This is a genomic window from Panacagrimonas perspica (assembly GCF_004364935.1).
GTDB classification, from domain to species: Bacteria; Pseudomonadota; Gammaproteobacteria; order Nevskiales; family Nevskiaceae; genus Panacagrimonas; species Panacagrimonas perspica.
On the sequence record NZ_SOBT01000008.1, the window covers coordinates 2,108,734 to 2,130,161 of the forward strand.

Below are 21,428 nucleotides of genomic sequence, written 5' to 3' on the forward strand. Positions count from 1 at the left end.
GGCAGACACCTCTGCACCCGACCCTATCGACGACCACCCGCTGCCGCCCGACGATCTGGCCGACGACGGCACCGACGGTGACGCCGGCAACGGCGACGGCAATTGCCCGCTCGCGACCGCGGATGGCAGCGAAGGCATGGCGAACAATGCGTTCACCAGCGCCTCGCAACGCACCGGCGTGGTGGCGACGCAGGTCGGCAATCCCATTCATGTCGTCACCGGCAACAAGTACCAGCGCGAGGTCGACGTCGCCCTGCCCGCACTTCATCTCGCGTTCGTGCGCCACTACAACAGCCGCAGCTCGCATCGCGGTGCGCTGGGCAGCAGCTGGACGCACGGCTTCGACCTCCGCCTGTCCGATCGCGGCGATCATCTCGTGCTCTGGCAGGCCGATGGCCGGCGCATCGATTTCCCCCTCGATCGAGACGATCAGGGCGTGCGTCGCTTCCGGCCTTCGCAGTACGGCGACGGACTCTTCACGGCGGACCGTGGCGGTTACGAATGGCACTGGCGCGATCGCACCGTGCTCGGCTTCGATCGCAACCGCCGGCTCCGGCAGATCCGCGACGATCAGGGGCGGACGCTTCGCCTGGTCCGCGACGCCGGCGGCCATCTGTTGCGGCTCGTCAACGAAGCAGGCGACGCGCTGCGCTTGCGCCACGATGCACAGGGACGAATCGACACCCTGATCACACCCGAAGGGATCGCCGCGCGCTATGCCTACGACGACGGCGGCAACCTGGTCCGCGTCGAGTATCCCGACAAAGGCGTCCGTCGCTACCACTACGATGATCCGGGCGACGCGCACAACCTCACCGGCATCAGCGTCGGCGCTGGTGACGACGCGCTCCAGCGCATCAAGACCTGGGCCTACGATGCGCAGGATCGCGGCGTGCTCTACCGGCCCGAGAACAAAGACGAACAGATAGAGCTCGTCTTCGAGAATGGCCGCACGCGGGTGACCGATTCGCGAAAGCGCAGCAGCCTGTACTTCGGCATCGCGCTGAACGGGATACCGGTCGTGACGCGCATCGAGGGCCCTGGCTGCACACCCTGCCAGCCGACGCGCATGGCCGGTGAGCTTCGTTACGACTACGACGAGCGCGCCAATCTCATCGGTCTCGTCTCTGCCGATGGCAGCGTGCGACGTTACGAACGCGACACACTCGGACGAGTCGTCTCGATGACCGACTCCATCGGGGATGGCCGCCCCGCAGAGCGGCTGCGCTTTTCGTACTGGCGCGACACCGACGAAGTGGAAGCCGTCGCGCGAAACAGCATCAAGCCCGGTGCCGAGCACGCGATCCAACTGAAGTATCGCGACGACGGGCAGATCGAGGAACGGCGCGAGACGGGATTCGCTCCCTTGCCTGGCGGAGGCTACGTACCGATCCGGCGCAGCCAGCGCATCTCGTACGCGGGCAATCGCCTCGCTGCCATCGAGCCCTTTCGCCCGGGCAGCGAGGCGATAACACGCGTGGCCCGCGACGTGGAAACCGGCATGCTGGACGTGACGTTCCCGGATCACGGCGCTTTGCGGGTGCTGCGATGGGACGAGCGCGGACGTCCGCGCGTGCTGCAGGCCGACGAGCAGACGCCGCTGGAACTGCACTACGACGCCATCGGCAGGGTCGAGGCGGCGACGTCCGATCGCGGGCGCCTCGAGTTCCAGTACGCGCCGCAAGGGCAACTCGCGGAGATCCGCGGGCCTGGGGGCGTCGGCAAGCGGATTCATCTTCGCAAGCGACGCGCTGACGCCTCTGCAATGGTGGTAGCGAATGAAGACCGACCGACGGCAAGAGGGGTATCGGTCCCTGTGCCTGACGATGTCCGCTCTGGTCTACGTTCGGTAACCGACGGTCGCGGCATGACCACGACTTACGGCGTCGACGACTTCGGCCGGCGCGTCTTCACGCAGTCTCCAGACAGCGGCCTGACCCTGTACGACTACGACGAGGACAACCACCTTCGAAGCAAGACGACTGCGTCGAATGCAACGGCCACCTTCGACCGCGACGCCACGAACCGGCTGACCGGGATCCGGACGAACGACGAGGCTGCGCGTTTCGGCTGGACGCCGCCGGGACCCGCGTCGCGCGTTTCGGCGATCCGCACGGCCGAAGGCACCGAACAAACCCTCTACGACAATGCGGGCCGTGTGACGCAGCAGGTCGATGTGATCGGCGCCCGTCGCTACGTCACCGAATACCGCTATGCGTTTGACGGAAAGCTTATGTCGAAGCAATTGCCGGACGGCCGGGTCCTCGAATACCGATATCGCGAAAGCGATCGGCACCCGCCTGAACTGGCGGAAATCGTCGAACGGCGATGGATGCAAAAGCATCCGCTGATCAGCGATATGCAGCTCGCCGACGCTGCGATCGGCGACCGCACCGAGGAATGGATCACCCGTAATGGGATCAAGACATCGCTCGAGTGGGAGGGCGACATCCTCGCACGCCTTCGCATCGGCGCTCTCCACGATTTCGCTTATGGCCACGACGCACACGGAAGGATCGTCCGGATCGACGATCGGGACGAGGTTGCCGCGCGCTATCGCTTCGATTCGCGGGGTCGCCTCGACTTCGCGCTGACCCCGTCAGCACTGACCGGATACCGCTACGACCCGAACGGCAATCGCACGCAGAGCGTGGTCGACGGACACCCAGTCGACTACCGATATGGCGAGAAGGACAATCGATTGACTGAGGTTTACCCTCGAATCCTCCCGTGGCTACCGCCGATGAGGTTCGGCGTGCAGGCCATGATCGACGCGTCTTCCCACCTGTCGCCGCCGCTCGAGCAGATCTCGAACATCGTCGAGGCTGACCCGCTTCCTGACCGGATCGAGCCGCGCTACTCCGCCAGCGGAGAAATGGAGCGCCTCGGCGCGCTGCGCTTCGGCTACAACGCCAACGGCCAGATCGCCGACGTCTGGCGCGGCACCCGCCATCTGGCGCACTACCGCTACAACGTTCGCGCGCAGCGCATCGCCAAGCAGATCTCCGGCGTCGCCGCTGAACAGCACTTCCTGTACGAAAACGGAAGATTGGTTGCGGAAGCCGATTCGAGCGGCAAGGTTCGCGTTCAGTACCTGTACCTCGGTCAGCGGCCTGTCGCGATGCTCACCGATGGAGCGGCCTATTTCATTCACGCCAATCACCTCGGCGCGCCGATCGCCGTGACCGACGACACGAAGATCGTGATCTGGCGTGCGGCTTACTCTCCGTTCGGCCGCGCATCCGTCGACGAGGATCCGGATCGCGATGGGCATTCGTTCACCCTCAACCTGCGACTGCCCGGGCAGTACGAAGACACGGAGACGGGCCTGCACTACAACCATCATCGCTACTACGACCCGGACCTGGGCCGCTACCTGTCACCCGATCCGCTGGGCTTGGAAGCCGGCCCAAATCCCTACGTCTACGCAGACAATGATCCGATCAATCACATCGATCCCACCGGCCTGCTGCTGTTCGCATTCGATGGAACCGGCAACAACGATCCGCCTCTGAGCAAGCGTGATATCTCGAATGTCGTGAAGTTTCGCGATGCGTATCTCGGCGATCCTGGGGAGTTGAGCGTAAGGAGCGTCGATGGCGCGGAGAGCGAGCAGCACTATTTCTACATCAGCGGCGCGGGCACCACCGACGCCCGAACCGGGATCAGCGGCGACGCCTACTACGACGCCCTGACCGGCAGTTCGATGATCGATCGCGTCGCCGCGCTCGCAGACGACTTCTTCGATCACATGGCCTGGCTGTATCTCAACCATCAGAAATCGGTGCAGCTGAATGTCGACACCATCGGTTTCAGCCGCGGAGCCGCCCAGGCGCGCGTGTTCACCAATCTTCTGACCGCTTTCCTCAACGGTGAAGACGAGTTCGTTCTCGACCACAGCAGCGGACGCCGTTACGACTTCAGCTTCGGAGATCCCGATTTTGCCCGCAAGTACATGCAGGACAGCTGTATCGATGTGAATCTGCGTTTCATGGCCCTGTTCGACACCGTCCCCCACTACAGCGCCAACCAGTTCCATCTCGAAGCCGCCGGGATCAGCCAGGACGACGATCTACGCCAGCTTGATCTTGGCGTCGGAGCGGCGGACGATCCCAACGCGATGCAATACGTCGCTCACGCCGTCGCAGCGAACGAAGACCGCCAGGGATTTCACGCGATCTCGATCCACCCTCACCCGTTGAAGGGAAATACGGAGTCTCGAATGGAGATGGGTTTCATCGGGGCGCATGCGGATATCGGAGGCGGGTATTCCGAAGGCGATCTGCCGGATGTGGCATTGATGTGGATGGTTAAGAGGGCGGAGGTGGCGGGAGTTTCTATTGATTCGGGCACTACTGGCGTTCTCCACAACAATCGCTGGGATCGGGTTACGGTCCCCGTGCTGCACGACAGCAAAGACGCGCGACTATTTTTTCGCGACGGACGAAATTTCAAATACATGAATGACGTCGACGAGATCCCCCAGCGACGCTGGTACGATAATTTCGAAGATCTCGACGCCTATGGGATGGACTACGAGACGTCGCTAAGAGGATTCTGGGGAGAACAGTACAAATCGGGGCCGTATCCGACTCGCGGAACCGAAGACCATGAAGGTAACAATACCTTGGTCGGCCTAGTAAACGGCCCCGCATATCGGCAATGGCTCATCGAAAATTACGGCATCGACGTGGTCATTAATGAGACCGGTCTAAACAGGGATCGACGTCCTCCGCAGGCACGACGATGATCAGATCATCCGGATTATTGGCAATGATGATTGGATCTTTCTTCCTTTCCAGTTGCGGCCGCTTCGTTTACGGCGTCGATATTTTGAATTACGGAGACAGCGGAATTCTTCTACTCAAAATCGGAGACATGGAAGCCACCGGGCTTCATCAGGCGTTTTCCGAGTTGGGCGTGTCAGTTCCGATAATCGCTGGTCGCTTTCCGAGCATCCCCTCGAAGTACCGTGATCCAGCATCCTATTTCGGGCGCTTCAACGAACGCCACGCAACGCTCCCCGACGATGTTGTTATCGGCTGGCAGTTGGCAGACCTAAAGAACTGTAAAGCGGAACGTCGGGTGAGTGCGGACTCCCTGGCTCAGCGGAGCATCAAGAGCGCGAGCGTGTACGCGGCGAAAGAGTATGTATTCAAGGACGATTGCTCGTGGCACCCACGTCCAGACAAGGTTTATCAACAGAAGCTCGACCTCCGTCCCATCAAGAACAGCGACGCCTACAAACGAACCGGCGACCGCTACAAGGACGTCGCCGGGAGCCGCTACACCCTCAACATCACACTGATCTTCATCGAGGACCAGGTGAAAGTGGAAGTTGATAACGGGGCTACGAATCCCTGGCTTTAGGGATCGCTTCGCCCACGTTTAGGCGCTCGAGGTGAGCGCATTGGGGGATATCTGCGCAGGACGTCGCGGGCCGCCGATCGTCCCCGGACGTTGAACTCCCGAAACCCGGCCCCATCGACTTACAGACCTGCTCAGACACCGACGCGCCCCCGCGTCCCCACACCGATGACCGATCCCACCCGCGTCAGCTGCCCCCAATGCGCCGCCGTGAATCGCGTGCCTTCCGCACGGCTGGCCGATGCGCCGATCTGTGGCCGCTGCAAGGTTCCGCTGTTCGGCGCAGCTCCCATCGAACTCGACCAGGCGGCGTTCGGCCGCTTTCTCGCCGACAACGACCTGCCGGTGCTGGTGGATTTCTGGGCGCCCTGGTGCGGGCCCTGCATGCAGATGGCGCCGACGTTCCACGCGGCGGCGGGCAAGCTCGAACCGAACATGCGGCTGGTCAAGCTCAACACGGAAGCAAACCCGCAGCTCGCCGCGCAGCTCAACATCCGCAGCATCCCGACGCTGGCCGTGTTCGCGAACGGTCGCGAGGTCAGCCGGCAGTCGGGCGCGTTGCCGGGGGCGCAGCTGCTGCAGTTCGCGGCGCAGTCCGTCGCGAAGGCGAATACCGGCTACGCCTGAAGCCGTAGCCGTCTGCTTTTTTGTTGTTCGACGCCTTGCTGATTGACGATCAGGCGGGCGGCATCGGCGGCGGCGCACTGCCGGCGAACAGGCGCTTGATGCCGTCTTCGCCCAACTGCAGCACGAGCGTGGACGTGACCACGCAGCGCGTCTTCTCGATCTTCCACGTTCCGGTCTGCCCGCGAACATACTCGTCGTCGTAGTACGCGCCGAGCTGCGTCAGCGTGTGGTCCTTGGTGTTGATCAACTGGTAGTGCAGGCCCCAGTGGCCCTTGGCGCGGTCGTGCGACAGATGCTCGATCTGCGGATTCACGCCGTGGTGCATCTCCACCATGTGCGGATGGCAGCCAATGGCCGTGAAGATCTCGACCAGCGCATCGGCGCGATCGAACGTGCCGATGACGCCGAAGTCGATGTGCACCGGCCCGTCGACGAAACAGGCGCGCATGCCCTTGGGGTCCTTGGCATCGCAGGCGGCCAGGTAGCGCGACTTCAGTTCGCGGATCGCCTCGCGGTCCTCGACGAACTGCAGGCGGTCGGCGACAGAAAGCGGCGTGGTCATGCTCGTCTCCCCTCTTCTTCTCTTGATCGGTCGTGTTGCGCAGGCCTGCATGCTGGCTCCGCGCGCGGACTCCGGCCTACCTCAAACAGGGGACGCTCGCCGCAGGGGCCGCCCGTAGCGTCTGCCGGATAGCGGGAGGAGCCGCGTGCCGGCCGAAGAAGCCATGCCACCAGAACAAGAACCGAAGGGAATCGACGCCGTCGTTTCCGGCCGCACCTGGGACGAGTTCTGCGACTCGCTCAAGCGCGCCGGCCGCCAGGTGCTGCGCGACGAGGCCCCGGCCACCGAGCTGGATCGTGCGGAGGGCTGGCGCTACCTGACGCGCCTGCTGCGCATCGGCCTGGAGATGCATCTCGAGTTCGCCGATCCGGACTTTCCCGGCTTCTTCGCGCCCTCGCACGAGACCGGGAAGATCGGCGCGGACAACCCGGACAATCTCTACCTGATGGCCCGCATCGCGGGCCGCAACGCGTACGTGATTCGCGGCCGGCGCGGCACCGTGCCCTACCTGAGCTTCGGCACGCAGAAGGGCGGATACGAAACCGACGGGCGCATGGAGCAGACCGGCTTCCTGGACGCGCGCGACCTGCGCTGCGAACCCGACGGCAGCTTCGAGATCCACCTGTCGCAGCACCCGCAGCCCGGCAACTGGCTGCGGATCGAAGACGCGAGCAACGCGGTGATCGTGCGCCAGACCTTTCTCGACCGGCGCAGCGAGACCGCGGCGCAGATGAGCATCGCGCGTGCAGGCGACGCGCTGCTGCGTCCGCAGCCGCTGGACGCCGAACGCCTCGCGCGCGGCCTCACGCGGGCCGCGGGCTTCGTCGAAGGCACGGCGACGCTGTTCGCCAACTGGGCGCAGAGCTACCTGCCGAATGTGAATGCCCTGCCCGCTGCCGACCAGGCGCTGTGCCAGCGCGTCGGTGGTGACCCGAACATCCACTACTACCACTCGGCCTGGGACGTGCAGCCGGATCAGATGCTGGTGATCCGCCTGCCGCGCATTCCCGATTGCCGCTTCTGGAATCTGCAGATCAACAACTGGTGGATGGAGTCGCTGGACTACCGCCATCACCGCATCCACCACAACCAGCACAGCGCCACGCCCGATGGCGACGGTGGCGTGACCTTGGTGCTCGCGCATCGCGACCCGGGCCACGGCAACTGGCTGGAAACCGCCGGCCACACGCGCGGGACGATGTGCCTGCGCTGGGTCGGCGCCCAGGAGCACGTGGACCCGGTGCTCGACCTGCGCGCATTCACGACGGAGCCGCTTCGATGAGCACGCCCCACTTTGTTCCCGACGAGTTGATGGCCGAGGCGCGCACTGCGTCGGGTGGTCTGTACGACTTCGGCGACGCCAGCTTCCTGCCGGCGCTTGAGGTGTTGTGCAAGGCGCTCGACGACGAGGCGCAGCTGTCGGAGACCGGCCGCTACGTGTTCCGGCTCAAGCTGGTCGGTCAGCTGACGACGCGCCTGCGCGTGGAAGAGGACCTGCGCCTGCATCCCGAGATCGCAGACGAGGCCGTCGCGCCGCCGCTGGTCATCGTCGGCCTGCCGCGCACCGGCACCACCAAGCTGCACCGCCTGCTGTCGCGCGACCCGCGCTTCTGGTGGATGGCGTTCTGGGAATCGCAGTTTCCGCTGCCCTTCCCCGGCGAGGCGCTGGCGAAGCCCGAGGCGCGCATCGCCGAAGGCCACAAGCTGGTGGACATGATGACCACCGCGATGCCCAAGCTGATGGCCATCCATCCGATGGCGGCCGAGGAAGCGGACGAGGAAGTGATGCTGATGGAGCACTCGATGCTCTCGGCCTTCGACGCCTACGCCAACATTCCCTCGTACAGCGAGTGGCTGTCGCGGCAGGACCAGGCGCCGGCCTATCGTTTCCTGAAGCGCATGCTGCAGCACCTGCAGTGGCAGAAGCGGGCGCGCGGCATCGACGGCAAGCGCTGGGTGCTCAAGGCGCCGCATCACCTGCAGCGCATGGACGTGCTGCTCGACGTCTTTCCCGGCGCGCAGGTCATCCAGACCCATCGCGACCCGCTGCGCAGCATTCCTTCCATCGCGAGCTTCATCGACACGCTGTGGCGCATCTACAGCGACACGGCCGACCCGGTCGAGGCTGGCCTCACCTGGAGCGAGCGCATGCGCCGCGGCCTGGACCAGACGATGCGTGTGCGCGAGACCGCCGCCGCGCAGTTCCTCGACGTGCAGTTCCACGACACCGTGAAGCAGCCGCTGGACGTGGTGCGCCGCATCTACGCCTTCATCGGCTGGGAGCTGACGCCGGACGTCCTCGGCCGCATGCGCGCGTGGCTGGTCGAGGACGAGAAGAGCCACAGCGCTACGCACGAATACACGCCCGAGCAGTTCGGCTTGAGCGACGCCCAGATCGAACGCGACTTCGCGCGCTACCGCGCACGTCACATCACCGCCTAGGACCTCTCCCATGTTGCTCAAGAACAAGATCGTCATCGTCTCCGGCATCGGCCCGGGCCTGGGCGTGAAGCTCGCGATCGAAGCCGCGCGCGAGGGCGCGGCCGGTGTCGTGTGTGCCGCCCGCAGCGCCGAGAAGCTCGACGATGCGGAGCGCCGCATCGTCGAAATCACCGACCGCTGCGGCGTGCTCAAGTGCGTCACCGACATCACCGATCGCGCGGCCTGCGAGCGGCTGGTGGCGCAGACGATCGAGCGCTTCGGCCGCATCGATGCGCTGATCAACAGCGCGTTCGTACACGGCGAGATGGACTACGCGTCCACGGCCAACCTCGACGACTGGCACGGCCCGCTGAACACCAACCTGCTCGGCACGCTCAAGCTCACGCAGTCGGTGCTGCCACAGATGAAGGCGCAGAAGAGCGGCGCGATCGTGATGGTCAACACCATGGCCGTGCGCCAGGTGCCGCCGCTGGGCGAGGCCGGTTACGCCGCGTCCAAGGCCGCGCTGGCCGTCAGCACGAAGTACCTGGCCAAGGAACTCGGCCCGCATCGCATCCGCGTGAACACCGTGCACATGGGCTGGATGTGGGGCGCCCCGGTGCAGGGTTACGTCGCCTGGCAGGCGGGTCAGCTCGGCATTCCGGAAGCCGAGCTCAAGGCGCAGATCGCAACGGGCATTCCGCTGGGCGATATTCCGACCGACGACGAGTGCGCGCGTGCGGCGCTGTTCATGGCGTCGGACTACGCCAGTGCCGTGACCGGTGCTGCGCTGGATGTGAATGGCGGAGCGTGGATGCCCTGATCCGGCACCCATTCGTACCCCGGACGAAGTCCGGGATGCCGCTCGAAGCAGGAAGGGTCATGCGTCGACGGAGAATCCCGGACTTCGTCCGGGCTACGGTTTTCGCCGGGAGCGGCGCGTCTTCCTATTCGCTCCAGAGCGCCTCGACCTTCGGGTCGAGCACGTGGATCAAACGGTTGAGCAGTGACTTCAGCGCAGCCGCCTCGCCCGCTCCCAACTGATCGATGATCTGCGACTCCACCGCCTTGGCCGCGGAGATGAGGCGCAGTGCACAGGCGCTGCCGGTCGGCGTGAGCTGGCAGGCACCAGTGGCGTCGACCTGCACCAGTCCGCGTGAATGCAGCGCATCGAGCGCCGCGCCACGGCTCTCGTCCGAAATGCCCTGGAGACCTTTCTCGATCTCGTCGTTCTCGAGGCGCTGCTTGAGCGTCAACGTCGACAGCAGGTAGAACTCCTCGTCGCTGAGCTTCTCCTCGGCCAGCAGCGGACGCACGCGCGCGAAGAACTGCAGGTGCCCACGGCCGAGCAGGTAGCCGAGAAAGCCTTCGTTGAAGCTGCCTTCCAGCCAGGCATTGCGCGGTGCGCTGTCGCTGGCCTCGCGACGCGTGGCGTGCGCATAGCGGCCCGCATGGAACACCAGCGGCGCCGTCTCCGCGCGATCGAAGGCCAGCACTTCGCCGACAAAGATCACGTGGTCGCCGCCCTGGTACTGGAACGCGGTGCGGCACTGGAAGCGCGCGCTGCATCCGCGCAGCAGCGGCACGTCACCGACACCCGCCTCCACCTCGACACCCGCGAACTTGTCTTCGCCACGGCGCGCGAAACGTCCCGACAGCGCTTCCTGGTCGGTAGCGAGCACGTGCACGGCCCAGTGCGTCGCGGCGCGGAAGATCGACAGGCTGTTGGAGGTCTCGGCCAGGCTCCACAGCACCAGCGGCGGGCTCAGCGAAACCGAGTTGAAACTGTTGACCGTGAGCCCGACGGGCGCACCCGCGCCGTCGCGCGAGGTGATGATCGTGACGCCGGTGGCGAAGCTGCCGAGCGCCTTGCGGAACCCGGCTGCGTCGAACTGCGGCGCCGCTTCGCTCACAAGTTGTACTTGACGGTGAAGGTCACGTAGTCGCGGTCGGACACCGGGTTCTGCTTGACGATGCTGCCGCGGATGCCCTTGTGCGGATTGCCGAAGAAGAAGTTGTAGCCCAGCGAGAACTCCAGGTTCTGCAGGTACTGCAGGCCGCCGGTCAGCGTCAGCCGCCGGTCGCCTTCACCGAACAGGGGACCGAAGTCGCCGTTGGTCGACGGGTTGCCGTTCACGGCATGCGCCCAGGCCACGGAGTTCTTCAGATCCCAGCCCGCCATGATGTTGCGGCCGGTCAGCAGTGCGAGCGACTGGTAGCCCCAGGCCTTGCGATCGTTGAAGAGCTGGTCGCCGCCGCGGACCGGCGTGACGCCATTCTGCTGCGACATGCGCTCGACTTCGCCGACGTAGAGGTACTTCACCTCGTTGACGAACGCGAGTTCGTCGTACCAGAGGAAGCGCGGGTTGGAGACGTACAGCGCGGAGAGCTGGCCCGAGTAGACCTTGGCCGGAACGAAGATCGGGCTGAGCACGCCGGAGATGATCGACTGCACCGACACGTCGATGCCGTCGCGATAGATGAATTCGCCACCGATGTTGAACGGCTCGAGCACCGTCGAGAAGCTGCCGGCGATCATCTCGATGTCGTCGAAGTACTTCACGTTGTACGTCACCGGCACGTACTGGTTGATCACCGAGGTGGTGATCGGCAGGCCGGCCACGCTGCCGATGTAGGCGAAGCCGGTGTTGAGCTGCACCGTCGGGTTGTGGCTGTGATAGCGCAGGTAGTACGCGCCGACGCTGGTCACCGAGGTCACCTGGTAGCGCAGGCCGCCGCCGAACTGGCCGTCGTCGTCGGGCCGGATGTCGGCCTCGCGCTGCACGTTGATCGTGGCCGGTGCGTTGAGCAATGGCGTACCGATGCCGCCGAGATTGCACAGCGGCGACAGCGGGCCGAGCAGGCCCGGGCAGCCGTCGAGCGCGGCCGGGTTGATCGAGCCGTAGGCGAACGTGGCGCCGGGTCCGACGAGATCGGCGGGCGAGAACAGGTCGCCGACCGGGAAGACTTCCGTCGGCTTCCAGTCGAGCTGGTAGAAGCCGAAGAAGCTCAGATCCAGACCCACCGAGAGATTCACCGCCGCCTGGTAGACCGGGAGCAGGATGTCCTTGATCTCGGCGCCGGGGACGAAGGCCTTGGTCGCATCGTTGGGCGCCATTGCGCCGGAGACACCGGGAAAGAACAGGCTCTCGCCGTAGGCGACCAGCTGCTTGCCGAAACGCATGCTGAGCACGGAGTCCTCGAGCAGCGCGAAGTCCGCGTACGCGTAGGCCTCGAGCATGCGCGAGCGCTTGCCGTCGTAATACTCGGTGCCCTTGGTGAACGCGTCGTGGTCGCCCAGCTTGTTGACCGTGTCGGGCGAGTTGTTGTCGTTCTTCTTGTCGTAGACCGCATCGTAGAACGCGCTGCCGCTGAACACGGCGCCGAACTCGTTCCAGCGGAACTTCAGCTCGCCCAGCGCGCTGCCGCGGTTGTTGATCAGGCTGCCGCGGCGGAAATTGCGGTTGCCGTCGTCGGAATTGATCGTCGTCGGCAGGCCCGGATGCGTGAACCCGGCGATCTGTCCCGGCGGCAGCACGACCGGCTGCAAGGGATCGATCGGGCCGTCGATCAGCGCACCGTGCGGATTGCGCGTGCGCATGGCCAGCGCATACGACGCGGTCAGCTTGTATTCCATCTCGGCGCCGCCGCCGAACTCGTAGGTGCCGGCCTGCAATCCGGTGCTGAGCGCGCCGAGCAACACCGCGGCCGCCAAGGGCATCGCGATTCGCGCACGCAGGGATCCGTCGGCCAGGCCATCGAGTTTCATCTCAGCTCCTCCTGCTGCGGCCGCTGGAGCGGCCTTGTCGTTTCAAACATCGTCGACCTGCATCCATCGCGTGCCGCCCCTGATACGGGCGACGTTGGTGCGGATACTGATGAAGCTACGTTAGGCGCTGCCCTCCAGGCGAGCCTCACCCGAAGTGAGTAGCGGAGAATCGCTCATCGGAGCGGACGAAGCGCCAGCGCGCGCAATGGCCTGCAATGACGATCGAGGCCGCGGGAGGCAAGGTGCACGCGACGGCGGTGCGCCCAGATCGTCACTCGGTTTCAATTCCGAAGACCGGATCGGTGAAGGAAATCTCCAACGCGAAGGCGCAAAGGGCGCAAAGCGGGAACCATTTCGCTGCCTAAGTTCTTTGCGCCCTTTGCGTCTTCGCGGTGAAAGCTTTTCAAACTGATGCACTACCCCGTTCCGACACGCAACCTCGCCGCGCATGCAGGAGTCCACATGAATCGTCTCGGTCCGATCGACGCTGCTTTCATCACGCTGGAGACGCCGCGCACACCGATGAACATCGGAGCACTGCTCACGTTCCGGCTGCCCGACAAGGCGCCGCGTGACTACCTGCGCCAGCTGTTCCAGGCGCTGCGAGAACAGGCCGTCATCACGCCACCGTTCAACTACAAGCTGGTGCAGAAGCGGTTCGCACGCGTGGCGCCCGCGTGGGAGACGGTGGCGAATCTCGACATCGATTACCACCTGCGGCATTCGTCGCTGCCGTGGCCCGGCGGAGAGCGCGAACTCGGCGTGCTGGTCGCGCGCCTTCATTCGAACGCGATCGATCTCGCCCGCCCGCCCTGGGAGATGCACCTGATCGAGGGGCTCGAACGTCGACGCTTCGCGATCTACTTCAAGGCGCACCACGCGGCCTGGGACGGCATCGGCGCGCTGGGAATGGTGAAGACCTGGCTGTCGCCGAGTCCGTCGATGCGCAACGCGATTGCGCCGTGGGCGCTGCCGCCGGGCGTCGAAGGACGCGGCAAGGAAGTCGCGCAGATGGGCAACGTGCTGCGTCGTACGCTCGAACTCGCCGGTGATCAGTTGCGCTCGGCCGGAGAACTGGCGCGCACGCTGCGCAAGATGACCAATCGCGCGGAGAATCCCGAAGGCGGCGCGTATTCCGCGCTGGAGACGCCGCGCACGCCATTCAACGTGCCGATCACCCCGCAGCGCCGCCTCGCCACGCAGCTCTACGAGCTGTCGCGTTTCAAGGCCATCGGCGACGCCACCGGCGCCCCCATCAACGACATCTGCCTGGTGATCTGCGCCGCCGCCGCACGGCGCTACCTGCGCGAGCTGAACGCGCTGCCGGACAAGCCGCTGATCGCCTCGATGCCGGTGGGCCTGGCTCGCGCCGATGGCAAGGCAGGCAACGCCGTGGCCGGACTGGTCTGCCCGTTGCCGACGATGCACGACGATCTGCTGCGCGGCCTGGGCGACGTGGGCGCGGTGACGCGACGGGGCAAGGAGCAGCTGCGCGCCATGTCGCCGTCGGCGCTGCAGCAGTTCACGCTGCTCGGCATGTCGCCGCTGATCCTCGGCCAGATGACCGGCCTGGCGGCCAAGGCGCCGCCGATCTTCAATTTCGTCGTGTCCAACGTGGTCGCGTCGAAGCAGCGGCTGTACCTCAACGGCGCCGAGCTCGAGGCGATGTATCCGATCTCCGTGCTGTTCGACGGCTACGCGCTCAACGTCACCGTCGTGGGCTACGCGGATCGCCTGAGCATCGGCTTCACCGGGTGCCGGGACGCCCTGCCCAGCCTGCAGCGGCTGGCGGTGTACACGGGGGATGCGCTGGTGGCGCTGGAGCAGAGCGTCGGCATCAAGACGGCGGTGCGTCGGCGCGCGGCTCAGGGACACCGCAAAGGGGCCTGAGCCGGGGCGGCGTTCCGCCCGTCACCGGCGCCGGCCACGACGGCCACCACCGGATCGCAGGCAAGAAAAAGGGGCTCCGGAGAGCCCCTTTTCCATTACAGCTTTAGCGCTTCCTGCTTACTGATCGCCTACCGTCGGCTCGACGGCGGCGGCGCAAGACTCGTACACCAGGAAGTTGCTCAGAGCCGTGGCCAGGCCCGCATTGAACGTCACGCGGATACCGTCGTACGGCTGCGTGGCGCGGATGCCGGCGAGCACCAGCTCGTTCTCGTCGACCAGTCCCAGGCCGAGCAGACCCAGCCGCAGCGGGCTCTGGGGGCCGCTTGTGACGGTTTCCACCACGACCGGACCCGCCGGCGTACGGCGCAGCGTGCTCACCTGGATGCTGTCGAGCAGTTCCGCCTGCAGCAACGGATTCAGCGGTCGGCCGATCACGAAGCCGGTGAACTGGCCACCCGCCGGAGGCTGGATCGTCGTACCCACCGGGCCGAGCACCGACAGCGAAGCGCCGGACGGGATGATCGGAGAGAGCAGAGCCACCGGGACGCTGACCGTGGCGCCCGAGAGCAGCTGCCCGTCGATCGCGTTGGTCGGGTTGGCCACGTTGCAGAACAGGCAGATACCGAACGGGGCCCCGCTGGCAGTGGAACCAGGAACCGTCAGGGGAGTCGGCGACACCAGGAACGGCGTGGTGCAGACCCCGCTGATGACCGTCACGTTGGACACCGCGCTACGCGCCCCGGTCGCCGTCACCGTCGACTTCAGCGTGGCGGTGACGGTAGCCAGACCCGGCGCAACCGCCGTGACCAGACCATTCGCATCGACCGTGGCTGCCGAGACGTTGTTGCTCGTCCAGTTCAGGTCCGCATCCGCGATCTCGACTTCGGTGCCGTTGGACAGCGTGCCGTAGGCGACCAGGTTGCGTGCCTGGCCCGCAACGATCGTCGGGGCGATGGGCTCGATCCTGGACAGGGCCACCAGCGCCGGCTGCACCGCAGGGGTGACCGTGCCGCAAGCCTGGAACACCTGCACATCGGACAGGACCTGGGCCACGCCGGAGACCGACGTGATCATGATGCCGTCGTACGGCAGGCTGGTCCGGATCGAGACGAGGTAATTCTCGCTGGGGACGCCACCCGGCAGGATCAGCTGGCCGAGCGCTTCCACGCGCAGCGGAATGAGGTCACCCGACGTTTCACGGACGGCGCCATTGAACAGCGTGGCGACCTGGACGCGCTGTGCAACCGAGGCCCCCAGGACGCCCACCGGCGCACCGATCAGGAAGCCCGCGTTATTGCCGCCCGCGAAGTCCGGCGTGTTGGCACCGTTGGTGACCAGGGCGGAAATCGTGGCCTGGTTGGACACCCCGACCGGCGCGAACAGCGTTCCGAACGTCGTGTCGGACGCGTCGATGATGCCCGCGCTGTTGAGCACCGAGCAGCCCAGGCACAGGCCGCTGGCCAGCGGGGTTACCTGCACGCCGTTGGTGGCGAGCAAGGGCGTGGTGCACTGCGAATTGGTCACCGTAAGCGTTGCCGTCGCCGTGCCGGGGGTGATGGCCGTCGTCGTGGCAGTGATGACCGTCTGGCCTTCGGACACACCGGTGGCGATGCCATCGGCATCGATGGTGGCGACGGCGGGCGTTCCGCTGGTCCAGGTCACCGTGCTGTCGTCGATATCGCGGACGACGTTATCGGAGAAGCGACCCTGGAGATGGAACTCGATCGAACGGCCCGGGTTCACGCTGGCCAGCGGCGGATTGATACCGACGATGGCCTGCAGGACCGCGTTGGTGACGGTGACGCCCGTGGTGCCGGTGATCGAAGGATCGCTGACGGCGGTGGCCAGGATCGTGCCCGTACCCACGACTGCAGCCGTGACTTGAGTGACGGGGGCCGGGTTCGGGTCGAACGTGACGATGCCCGGAACCGACGAGGACTGCAGCGACCAGGTGACGGACACCTGCTGGAGGCGGCCGTCGGTGAACACACCGTTGGCCGTCAGCGGAGCCGTTGCACCCAGCGCCAGCGAAGGATTGGCCGGCGTGATGGAGATGCGGTCGAGCACGGCGGGCGTCACGACGAAAGCGGCCGTATCGGTTGCCGTGTCCACTGCGGCGGTGACCACGGCGTTTCCGACGCGAAGGCCGGTGGCGATGCCGAGGGTCGAATCGATGTTGGCGACCTGCGCGGGGTTGGTGTCGCCCACCGCGTTGGCGATCGACCATACGACGCCGCTCAGGCTGCCGTCAGTCGTGTTGCCGGTGCTGTTGGTGGTCGGACCGGTCTTGATGGTGCCCGTGGCGCTGTACTGGAACGGGCGACCCGCCGGCGAGGTGCCGGTATCGGGGACGATCGTGATGCTGACGACGCGTGCGCGAACCGCGACCGTTGCGGTGGCCGTCAGGCCGCCGTCGGCAGTGGCGGTGATGGTCGCCGTCCCCACCGAAACGCCCGTGGCGCTCGTCGTGGTGGCGGGGCCTGCCGTGACCGTCACGAAGGTGGTGTTGCCCGAGCTCCAGGTGGCGCTCACCGGCTGCGTGCTGCCGTCGGAGAACGCACCGGTGGCCGTGAGCTGCGTGGAGCTGTCCACCGCAACCGTCGAGGTGGCAGGCGTGATCGTCAGCGACTGGAGCTGCGGGGCTCCGACCGTCAGCAAAGCGGTTCCTTCCACACCATCGGCAGACGCCGTGATGGTGACGGGACCTGCACTGATCGCCGTGACCAGACCGTCGGCGTCGATGGTCGCGCGGCTGGTGTCGCTGCTGCTCCATTCGACGTTTTCGATGGGGCGGGGATCCGAATCGGCGTCAGAGCCAGGGGGGACCGAGTACACACCCACCACCGTGAACTGCTGCGTCAGACCCGCGGCAACCGTGGCCGTGGCTGGCGTGACGGTCAGGTTCTGCAGGACCGGCGTGAAGTCGGGGCTTTGAACACCGCCCTTACCGCAGCCTGTCGCGATCAGCGCAAGCAGGCCAATCAGGATCGCTCTGAAAAAATGCATCGCCCCTACTCCCATGCAATTTGAATTCTGAGACAGAAGTTCGCGAAACCGGCTTCGTTTCGCCCCTATCTGCGAATAATAAACATACTTGCGCGCCGAAAGCTGCACGTAGGGCCCGTTATTGCGTGGCGCCCGCGATTTCCCAGTGCCGAATTGCGAGGCAAGACCATCGCCAGATGTCCCGGCACCGGTAAATCGCGCATCGACTGACTCCGTGGGCGGCTTCCCGGCCCCATACAAATGAGAAGGGCCCCTTGCGGGGCCCTTCTCGATTTCAGCGATCGCAGATCCTTATTCTGGCGGCGATCCGTTGACCGAATTTCCGCAGGCCTGGAACACGTTCACGGTCGGCAGAACCGACGCCACGCCCGTATTGAAGGTCACGGACACGCCATCGAACGGCTGCGTGGTGACGAAGCTCAGCAGCGCTGCGTCCTGGCCCCCGATCACGCCGAGCAGCGTGATGCCCAGCGGCGTCGTCTGGTTCGCGCCGGCGGCCTCGACAAGTGCGCCATTCGCACGCGTGCTGACGGAGAGCGTCGACAGCAGTTCGGCCGTCAGCAGGCCCGGCGGCTTGGCGACGATGAAGCCCGCACGCGACCCGGCCGCGATATCCGCAGCTGCCGGAGCGGAATCGACGTTCAGCGAAGCCGTACCCAGCAGCAGGCCGACCGGCGTGGAAATCGTCGCGAACGTGGTGGCGTCACCGTCGATCGAAGCGTCGCGGTTGGCGACCGCGCAGCCCACGCAGAGCCCGGTGATCGTCTCGCTGGCCACGGCTCCCTGTGCGAGCAGAAGCGGCGCAACGCACTGGGCATCGGTGACGGTCAGCGTGGTGTTCGCGGTGGTCTGGCCGCCGGCCGGGACGCTGCCCGGGTTCACCAGCGCAGCCGTGATCGTCGTCTGGGCGCCGCCCGGCGGAACACCGGTAGCGACACCGGTCGTCGGAACAATGGTCGCAACCCCGGTATCGGCGCTGGCCCAGGTGACCTGCCCAGCGGGGATGGCGCCTTCACGCGGCGCGGTGCCGCCGGTGTACTGCCCGATGGCGGTGAACGCCACCGTTGCGCCAGGCGCCACGACGGGATTGGCCGGCTCGACGCGCAGCAGCGAGGCGAGCACTTCATTACTGACGGTAAAGGTGGACGAATCGGTCGCCTCGACCGTGCCGCCATTGCCATTGTCCGACGAGATCGAGCCGGTGATGACGATGGTCTGGCCCTGGCTGCCGGGCTGCGGCGTGACCGGGGTGGTGTTGCTCGGACCTGCATCGAAGACGACGGTGCCGGCAGGCAATGCAGCGCCGCCAGCGCCCGTGGCGGTCCAGGTGGCCTGGATCGGGGTGGTCGTGCCGTCCGAGAACACGGCCGTGGCGGTGAAGGTGATGGTTTCGTTGACCGAGACCGCCGGCGGGTTCTCGGGGGTGACCTGAAGCTCGGTGACGATGGCGCTGCCGATGCGGAAAGTCAGGGAATTGCTCTCGGCATCGTCTTCCGTCGCGGTCACGGTGACCGTTCCGATCGCGTCGCCGATGATGCGGCCGTTGGTGACGTGGGCAGCGCCGCCATTGGCGCCGACGATGCGGTAGGAAGCGTCGCGCGGGCCGCAATTAACAAGGAGGTCGCCATCGGGGCTGATGGCATCGGCGTCGTCTTCGTCGGTGCCCGGGGGGGTGTTGCACAGGCCGACGGCGGTGATCTCGTTGGCCTCGGAATCCAGGCCCAGAGCGAGGAAGTACTGGTTCGGGTCAGAGGTGCTGGCGTCGTCCGCTGCCGTCGTGCTCAGCGTCAGTGCGCGCAATTCGGTCGTGAAGTCCGGGCTTTGGACCCCTCCATCACCGCATCCCGTCAGCCCGGCGGCGCCTAGCACGAGCAGCGCCATCGTTCGCAGAATCTTCATTTGCCTTCACTCTCCCTTGATCCCTGATCAACTATTCGGCATCGCCTTACGACGCATTCCATGTTTACGTCTAACTTCCCTCCAATCATAATCGAACCACTGAGCTTGTCGCCGAGAGGTTATCCTCACGCCTGCATGCTTCGGGAAGTCCGCTGAGCTTGGGGAGTTTTGTAAGTAGCGAGTCAGCGGCATCAGCGCAGTCGCGCCAATATTCGTCATCGCACGATCTAGGTTGGGGAGCTAAGAATGTTGAAGTCCTGGAAATGGGTTGCCGGACTCTTGCTGTTGGGGGCGACCGGTGTCGTAACTGCGGCGGGAGAAGATGAAGACACCCGCTGGTACATCTCTCCTTCGATCGGCGCCGTCTTCTCCGATGGGGACTTCGGTCCGGCCGGAGTTCTCGGCATCGGAAGGTCGATCAACAACAATTTCGGCTTCGAGCTTGAAGCCGGCTACAGCGAGCTGGACGTGGGCGATCTGCCCTCTTCCACCGGCAAGTACGAGCGCATCACGGTCGGTATGAACCTGATCGGCACGATGGGCAATCCGAGCTGGGGGGTTCGCCCGTTCCTGCTCGCCAACCTTAACGCGCACACGATCGACTTCCTCGACGAGACGCTCGACGGCGGCGGTGTGGCGCTGGGCGGCGGCTTGTTCATCCCGATGACCAAGCGTTGGGATCTGCGAGTCGAGAGCCGGTACAACCTCGACTTCATCAGCAAGGAAGGCATCGTTCCCGAGGACACCTTCTACGTCTGGACCGCCACCGTTGGTGCGCGTGCCAAGTTCGGCGCCGATCCTGGCGACGACGACGGCGACGGCGTTCCCAACGGCAAGGACAAGTGCCCCGACACCCCCAAGGGTGTGCAGGTGTACTCGGACGGCTGCCCGATCGATCTCGATCAGGACGGCGTGCCCGACTACCTCGACAAGTGCCCGAACACGCCGCCCGGCTCGCCCGTCGACGCCAGCGGTTGCCCGTTCGACTCCGACGGCGACGGCGTGCCTGATCACCTCGACCAGTGCCCGGGTACCCCGGCTGGCGTGAGGGTCGATGGCCGTGGTTGCCCGATCGACAGCGATGGCGACGGCATCCCCGACTACCTCGATCGTTGCCCGGATACCAAGCCTGGCTCGGCGGTGAACGCTCAGGGTTGCGACATCAGCGACAAGGATGGCGACGGCATCCCTGATCACCTCGACAAGTGCCCGAATTCGGATCCGAAGATCAAGGTGGGCCCGGATGGCTGCCCGCTCGACAGCGATGGCGACGGCATTCCCGACTACCTCGACGAGTGCCCGAACACGCCGCCTGGCCTGAAGGTGCTGCCCAACGGTTGCGCCCTGGTGGGCGACTGCCGCAAGCCGCGCGCTGGTGAGGCTGTCGACGCCAACGGTTGCGCACTGGATCAGCGCTTCATCCTGCGCGGGGTCAAGTTCGAGTTCGACTCGGACAAGCTGACCAAGCCGGCGGAACTGATCCTCAATGACGTGGCCGATACCCTCGCCGCGTACCCGGATGTCGTCGTCGAAGTCCAGGGCCACACGGATAGCCTGGGCACCGATGCGTACAACCTGGGCCTGTCCGAGCGTCGTGCGATCTCGGTCAAGCGCTACCTCGACGGCCGCGGCGTCAGCGGCAACCGCCTGCGCCCGGTGGGCTACGGCGAGACCGCTCCGATTGCTGACAACAGCACCGCGGAAGGCCAGGAAGAAAATCGTCGCGTCGAGTTCCGCGTCATCGGGAACTAACACCGCGACCTAGCAGTACCTAGGGCCCGGCAGGTTTTCCTGCCGGGCCCTTTTTCTTGGGTCATCCGCCGGCAACTCGCCGGCCCTGCGATGCGGGATCCCTCCACTCGAGAGGGTCCCCAAGGTAATCCGGTT

Annotated in this window: 13 protein-coding genes; 8 read left to right on the forward strand and 5 right to left on the reverse strand. The window is 65.5% G+C overall.

Features of this window, described 5'->3' with window-relative positions; all coding sequences use genetic code 11:
* Positions 1-136: 136 nt before the first annotated feature.
* The 3 genes from DFR24_RS09570 to trxC all read left to right on the forward strand — a co-directional run bounded on the left by DFR24_RS09570 (position 137) and on the right by trxC (position 5,994).
* Positions 137-4,750, forward strand: coding sequence for an RHS repeat-associated core domain-containing protein (locus DFR24_RS09570; protein ID WP_281280164.1), 4,614 nt, complete (start codon positions 137-139; stop codon positions 4,748-4,750).
* Positions 4,747-5,370, forward strand: coding sequence for a hypothetical protein (locus DFR24_RS09575; RefSeq protein ID WP_133881036.1), 624 nt, complete (start codon positions 4,747-4,749; stop codon positions 5,368-5,370). The genes DFR24_RS09570 and DFR24_RS09575 overlap by 4 nt, the downstream gene beginning before the upstream one ends.
* A gap of 165 nt (positions 5,371-5,535) precedes the next feature.
* A complete protein-coding gene (gene trxC / locus DFR24_RS09580) occupies positions 5,536-5,994 on the forward strand; it encodes a thioredoxin TrxC (RefSeq protein ID WP_133881037.1) in 459 nt (152 codons plus the stop codon).
* 49 nt (positions 5,995-6,043) lie between these two features.
* Here trxC and DFR24_RS09585 read toward each other — a convergent pair whose 3' ends face one another.
* Entirely contained in the window at positions 6,044-6,556 is a 513-nt protein-coding gene (locus DFR24_RS09585) for a nuclear transport factor 2 family protein (RefSeq protein WP_133881038.1), read from the reverse strand.
* A 163-nt stretch (positions 6,557-6,719) separates the two neighbouring features.
* Between DFR24_RS09585 and DFR24_RS09590 the strand changes: the two genes are divergently transcribed.
* The 3 genes from DFR24_RS09590 to DFR24_RS09600 are packed head-to-tail and all read left to right on the forward strand — an operon-like array spanning position 6,720 to position 9,800.
* Positions 6,720-7,838: a DUF1214 domain-containing protein gene (locus tag DFR24_RS09590; protein ID WP_133881039.1), complete on the forward strand. Its 1,119-nt coding sequence runs from the start codon at positions 6,720-6,722 to the stop codon at positions 7,836-7,838.
* The gene (locus DFR24_RS09595; RefSeq protein WP_133881040.1) at positions 7,835-8,998 is read left to right on the forward strand and encodes a sulfotransferase family protein; all 1,164 of its coding nucleotides are present in this window, start codon (positions 7,835-7,837) and stop codon (positions 8,996-8,998) included. Before DFR24_RS09590 ends, DFR24_RS09595 begins: the two co-directional genes overlap by 4 nt.
* Positions 8,999-9,008: 10 nt before the next feature.
* Positions 9,009-9,800: an SDR family oxidoreductase gene (locus DFR24_RS09600; protein ID WP_133881041.1), complete on the forward strand. Its 792-nt coding sequence runs from the start codon at positions 9,009-9,011 to the stop codon at positions 9,798-9,800.
* Between the two features lie 124 nt (positions 9,801-9,924).
* On the opposite strand, the gene DFR24_RS09605 is transcribed toward DFR24_RS09600, so the two are convergent.
* Together DFR24_RS09605 and DFR24_RS09610 are read right to left on the reverse strand one after the other, a co-directional pair.
* Positions 9,925-10,890 carry a flavin reductase family protein gene (locus DFR24_RS09605; RefSeq protein WP_133881042.1) on the reverse strand — a complete coding sequence of 322 codons (966 nt, stop codon included), beginning with the start codon at positions 10,888-10,890 and terminating at the stop codon, positions 9,925-9,927.
* Positions 10,887-12,746, reverse strand: a complete 1,860-nt coding sequence (locus tag DFR24_RS09610) for a DUF1302 domain-containing protein (RefSeq protein ID WP_133881043.1) — start codon at positions 12,744-12,746, stop codon at positions 10,887-10,889. Before DFR24_RS09610 ends, DFR24_RS09605 begins: the two co-directional genes overlap by 4 nt.
* Before the next feature lie 462 nt (positions 12,747-13,208).
* Here DFR24_RS09610 and DFR24_RS09615 point away from each other — a divergent pair, with 462 nt between their 5' ends.
* Positions 13,209-14,636, forward strand: a complete 1,428-nt coding sequence (locus DFR24_RS09615; protein ID WP_133881044.1) for a WS/DGAT/MGAT family O-acyltransferase — start codon at positions 13,209-13,211, stop codon at positions 14,634-14,636.
* Between the two features lie 117 nt (positions 14,637-14,753).
* On the opposite strand, the gene DFR24_RS09620 is transcribed toward DFR24_RS09615, so the two are convergent.
* The gene (locus DFR24_RS09620) at positions 14,754-17,642 is read right to left on the reverse strand and encodes an Ig-like domain-containing protein (protein WP_162851125.1); all 2,889 of its coding nucleotides are present in this window, start codon (positions 17,640-17,642) and stop codon (positions 14,754-14,756) included.
* Positions 17,643-17,933: 291 nt separating this feature from the next.
* The gene (locus tag DFR24_RS09625; RefSeq protein ID WP_133881046.1) at positions 17,934-19,541 is read right to left on the reverse strand and encodes an Ig-like domain-containing protein; all 1,608 of its coding nucleotides are present in this window, start codon (positions 19,539-19,541) and stop codon (positions 17,934-17,936) included.
* 246 nt (positions 19,542-19,787) lie between these two features.
* On the opposite strand from DFR24_RS09625, the gene DFR24_RS09630 reads away from it, so the two are divergent.
* The gene (locus tag DFR24_RS09630; protein ID WP_133881047.1) at positions 19,788-21,293 is read left to right on the forward strand and encodes an OmpA family protein; all 1,506 of its coding nucleotides are present in this window, start codon (positions 19,788-19,790) and stop codon (positions 21,291-21,293) included.
* Positions 21,294-21,428 lie beyond the last annotated feature (135 nt).

Coding starts and splice junctions, on each gene's coding strand:
- DFR24_RS09590 (WP_133881039.1), top strand. CDS start 6,720: ATGCCACCAGAACAAGAACCGAAGGGAATCGACGCCGTCGTTTCCGGC.
- DFR24_RS09630 (WP_133881047.1), top strand. CDS start 19,788: ATGTTGAAGTCCTGGAAATGGGTTGCCGGACTCTTGCTGTTGGGGGCG.
- DFR24_RS09615 (WP_133881044.1), top strand. CDS start 13,209: ATGAATCGTCTCGGTCCGATCGACGCTGCTTTCATCACGCTGGAGACG.
- DFR24_RS09595 (WP_133881040.1), top strand. CDS start 7,835: ATGAGCACGCCCCACTTTGTTCCCGACGAGTTGATGGCCGAGGCGCGC.
- DFR24_RS09585 (WP_133881038.1), bottom strand. CDS start 6,556: ATGACCACGCCGCTTTCTGTCGCCGACCGCCTGCAGTTCGTCGAGGAC.
- trxC (WP_133881037.1), top strand. CDS start 5,536: ATGACCGATCCCACCCGCGTCAGCTGCCCCCAATGCGCCGCCGTGAAT.
- DFR24_RS09620 (WP_162851125.1), bottom strand. CDS start 17,642: ATGCATTTTTTCAGAGCGATCCTGATTGGCCTGCTTGCGCTGATCGCG.
- DFR24_RS09610 (WP_133881043.1), bottom strand. CDS start 12,746: ATGAAACTCGATGGCCTGGCCGACGGATCCCTGCGTGCGCGAATCGCG.
- DFR24_RS09625 (WP_133881046.1), bottom strand. CDS start 19,541: ATGAAGATTCTGCGAACGATGGCGCTGCTCGTGCTAGGCGCCGCCGGG.
- DFR24_RS09600 (WP_133881041.1), top strand. CDS start 9,009: ATGTTGCTCAAGAACAAGATCGTCATCGTCTCCGGCATCGGCCCGGGC.
- DFR24_RS09575 (WP_133881036.1), top strand. CDS start 4,747: ATGATCAGATCATCCGGATTATTGGCAATGATGATTGGATCTTTCTTC.
- DFR24_RS09570 (WP_281280164.1), top strand. CDS start 137: ATGGCGAACAATGCGTTCACCAGCGCCTCGCAACGCACCGGCGTGGTG.